Here is a 3,564-nt window from a genome sequence, read left to right on the forward strand (position 1 = left end):
CTACTGATAAGCGGCTGAGTACGTTACCTGCCCGAAGGCAGCAGCCGGGATGAAGCACAACCCGCAGCCCGGCAGGCTTGGCAAACAGGGAGTAAGCATTTGTTTTTAAAACATAAATTACAGCTTCACTCATGAGGGGAAATTTCTGATAGCCTCATAACAAGATATTGAATTTCGTTAAAATTGCCTTAGAAATGGGTATTTAACCCGCAGCAACCTGATAATTAACATTCGCATAACACCTACGGAATGTAAGTGCTATTTGAATCCCCTCATCAAGTGATAATACTTCTCATTCGATAAATAAAATGTCTGCTTACCTGTCTCTGATGACTAAGGAAATGATATTCAATCTTTAGAAATGCTTGCACCAATTTTTAAAGGTTTAAATTCGATTTCAGGCGATTTACTTTGACTTATGGCTTCGGCTAATTCAGCCAATGGCTGGTCCAGAGATTCATCGGCTAATTCAAAAACACCCCAATGAATGGGAACCGCCTTTTTACAACGCAGCTCTGTAAACACCGTAACAGCCTGCTGAGGGTCCATATGTTGCGCACTCATGAACCATCGTGGTGCATAGGCACCGACAGGAATTGCCGCTAAATCGAAAGGTCCCAGACGTTGTCCGATCACGTCGAACTGGTTGCTGTAACCGCTGTCGCCGGAAAAAAAGAACTGTAAACCGGGGTGGCTGACCACCCATCCACACCAGAGAGACCGGTTTCGATCCCATAATGTCCGCATACTCCAGTGACGTGCCGGGACAGCCGTAATCGTCAGTTCGCCAAACTGATGCTCATCCCACCAGTCCAGTTCCTCGACATAATGCGCTCCGCGCCGCTTAAGCCACCGCTTCATGCCCAAAGGCACGATAAATTGCACATGCGGAAATCGTCGTAATAGCTTACGAACCGTTGCACGGTCAAGATGGTCATAGTGATTGTGGGATAACAGAACAACATCTATCGGTGGGAGTGCTTCTACCGTCGCCGCCACCGGTGTTTTTCGCTTAGGCCCGTAGAAACTCATTGGCGAAGCGCGATCAGACAGGGCGGGATCCATCAGAATGTAGCGCCCGGCAACACGCAGCAGTAAACAGGCATGTCCTAAAAACCACAAACGATCATCAGACCCGCTAAAATCGGCAGTCTGCCACCACTGGCTGGTAAATTGTTCGTAACCTTTCTCAGGAGGCGCTGGCAGGCGGAGCGCCTTACGTTCTTTCCGCCAGCGTTTGAGATCACCCTCCTGACGGTTATGGGGCTCAGCATTGGTAAAACCATCTGGTGTGTGATGTGTTTTTGACGGATTGTAATAGGGGTTTTTAGCTGACATAAGGCTCCATGAGATCACTTTTTAGTGGCGGCAGCGTAAAGCCATGATACGGATCAATTAGCATATTTACTGAACACACTACAGAGCGAAAGTGAAAAATTATGTGGCAATTCAGGCACGCCGGGGGGTTAAGAAAATCTTAATAACTTCATGTTTCACTGTAGATGTTCAAAAAGGAGATGACTTATGATCACGAACACTAAGAGTGAACGTAAACACTTTGCGTCAAGGCTGACCCATATTATGCAGATCCAGACACAATATGGACGGCTATGGCTGCGTTCCCGCTTTCGCCGGATGACCGTTCCGGCATCAGTCAAACTCTTCCTGCTGACCCTGCTGGGGCTGTCAGCTTTGGTTATCACGGGTACATTGCTGCTGATCTTCGATGCCATCGCACTGATGTCACATATTCTGAAACGGCCTTTCTATCGGGGCAGCTTGCGGCAACGTTGTCTGATGAGAAAGCCTGTATAACGAAAAACCGTGGCGGATATCTCCGGCACGGTTTGAGGGAACGGGAACATTTGACTGACTGTCAGGCAGGCATACCGCAAAGTTTGGTCAGATTTCTGGCGCCGATCATGAGGGTAGCAACATAGGACTGTCTGCGGGTCACAACTTCGACCGCGACACGCGCATCTTTATATTTGATGAGATAGGTTGAAGGCCAGCCCTGCCGGCGTTTGCCGTAGGCTTTTTCATGACTGTCGATAGCTGCATGGGCAACCACCAGATGGGAGAGAGTTTTATCACCTTTAATGATGCGCTTCATAATGGACTCCGCCTTAGACACAACTGTCAAAATGAGGAAACATTAATCACTTGATACGCATCGCTTTATGCGACGCTTATTCGAATCACTTCTTTGCAAAACTTTGTCACTCTGTGAGTATCTCTGCGCTTTTGTTTATGCGCAAGTCTTACTAAGCAGGAAACACACCATAGCGGCACGAAGCGGCCGTTTGCTTTGCGCCTGCCACTGCCCCTGAGGACTGCTTATTTCAGCCAGCCAGAGAGGATCGCTTTGTAACTCTTTAAAATTAATACTGATTCTGTTGGCGCAAATGATCGGCCACGCATCGGAGGGGTTGTTGCAATAATCTTTGCCTTTCATTCCGCCATAGGGATACCACTTCTCAGGCTCCTCTCCGGTCAGTAAGGCTATGTTGTGGTTCACTTCGCTGTCATTTTCTTCAGACCATTTGATCATCAGTTGTTCCATCCTGCAAGGCACATGCGTGGAGACTACCGGAGAAATAAGACAGTTTTATGAAAGTGATGATGCAGAACGAGAAGGGAAAATAGGACCAAAGTGCATACGGGCAATACCCGCCGGGAGGCGGGTTAACAAAACCAAATTATCTTTCGGGAATAAAGCCACGCAGGCTGAGTGCAGAATCATCATCTGCCTCAACAGGAGACACGTTAGTCTTCACCTGTGCAGCCAGAATCTTAAGTAATTCTGTCTGCTGGCGTTGCTGCTCAGCGATCTCCTGTAACAGAGCAACCTGTTCATTTGCCCTGACACTGGCGCGGCTAATAAAAAACCATACCAATACAAACAACAGTGCTGAAAGTGCACACAGCACCAATGAAGCCAGGCTGTTTTGGCCCATTGCGAAATCAAACATTGACTACCCTACCACTGACTGTTCAGAGCGTTCATCTTACCATCCCCGACAGGTCAGGGAAGCCATTCGCAAAAAAACAGGGTTTTCTTACCCAACCGTAAGCCGTGCTGACATCCGTCAAAAAGGGATGAATGAGGTAATTGCACATACGCCCAGATCAAAGTTGCCCCCCTGATCACAGTAACTGTTTAGGGCCAGCAGATACAGGCCGATGCAAATGAGCAGGAAAAGAACGAACGTGACGATCCTCCGGACATTGAAAACAGGCTTTTTCAATTTAATGGCAGGTCTCTTTTGGTTTAAAAAACGTCTATCAGGGCTCAAAGGCGACGTCCGGCATTTGACTGAACAGGAGGACATAATACGACGAATATCCTAAACAACAATATAACGAAGCGATAGCTTTTACGTGCGATACAATGTGTAATAATCACATACGTAAATCAAACAATAAAATGTATAAGTTTTATCTATAAATAGAGCGACAATCCGTGTTTGATCTTGGTCAAGCAAAGTCATGTTTACGTGCCTGCGCTTCTGATAACTCACCTTTGATAATTTCTATAAAATAGACATCTTAATAACTGTCTCT

6 protein-coding genes are annotated in these 3,564 nt (G+C 46.9%); 1 reads left to right on the forward strand and 5 read right to left on the reverse strand.

Annotated features, from left to right (window positions below; translation table 11 throughout):
• Positions 1 to 348: 348 nt before the first annotated feature.
• On the reverse strand, positions 349 to 1,338 hold the full coding sequence (locus tag J1785_RS02360) for an MBL fold metallo-hydrolase (RefSeq protein ID WP_129951791.1): 990 nt from the start codon (positions 1,336 to 1,338) through the stop codon (positions 349 to 351).
• Positions 1,339 to 1,524: 186 nt separating this feature from the next.
• Here J1785_RS02360 and J1785_RS02365 point away from each other — a divergent pair, with 186 nt between their 5' ends.
• Entirely contained in the window at positions 1,525 to 1,815 is a 291-nt protein-coding gene (locus J1785_RS02365; protein WP_217218728.1) for a hypothetical protein, read from the forward strand.
• Positions 1,816 to 1,876: 61 nt separating this feature from the next.
• On the opposite strand, the gene J1785_RS02370 is transcribed toward J1785_RS02365, so the two are convergent.
• From J1785_RS02370 to mgrB, 4 genes are all read right to left on the reverse strand, one after another.
• The gene (locus J1785_RS02370; RefSeq protein WP_013576199.1) at positions 1,877 to 2,113 is read right to left on the reverse strand and encodes a DUF4060 family protein; all 237 of its coding nucleotides are present in this window, start codon (positions 2,111 to 2,113) and stop codon (positions 1,877 to 1,879) included.
• Positions 2,114 to 2,248: 135 nt separating this feature from the next.
• Positions 2,249 to 2,551, reverse strand: a complete 303-nt coding sequence (locus J1785_RS02375; RefSeq protein ID WP_129952136.1) for a phage protein NinX family protein — start codon at positions 2,549 to 2,551, stop codon at positions 2,249 to 2,251.
• Positions 2,552 to 2,699: 148 nt separating this feature from the next.
• Positions 2,700 to 2,972: a YebO family protein gene (locus J1785_RS02380; protein WP_129951793.1), complete on the reverse strand. Its 273-nt coding sequence runs from the start codon at positions 2,970 to 2,972 to the stop codon at positions 2,700 to 2,702.
• 117 nt (positions 2,973 to 3,089) lie between these two features.
• Positions 3,090 to 3,218 (reverse strand): PhoP/PhoQ regulatory lipoprotein MgrB, encoded by a 129-nt coding sequence (mgrB, locus tag J1785_RS27135; protein ID WP_455567032.1) that lies wholly within the window; start codon positions 3,216 to 3,218, stop codon positions 3,090 to 3,092.
• Between the last annotated feature and the right edge of the window lie 346 nt (positions 3,219 to 3,564).

Source organism: Rahnella perminowiae, assembly GCF_019049755.1.
GTDB lineage: Bacteria > Pseudomonadota > Gammaproteobacteria > Enterobacterales > Enterobacteriaceae > Rahnella > Rahnella perminowiae.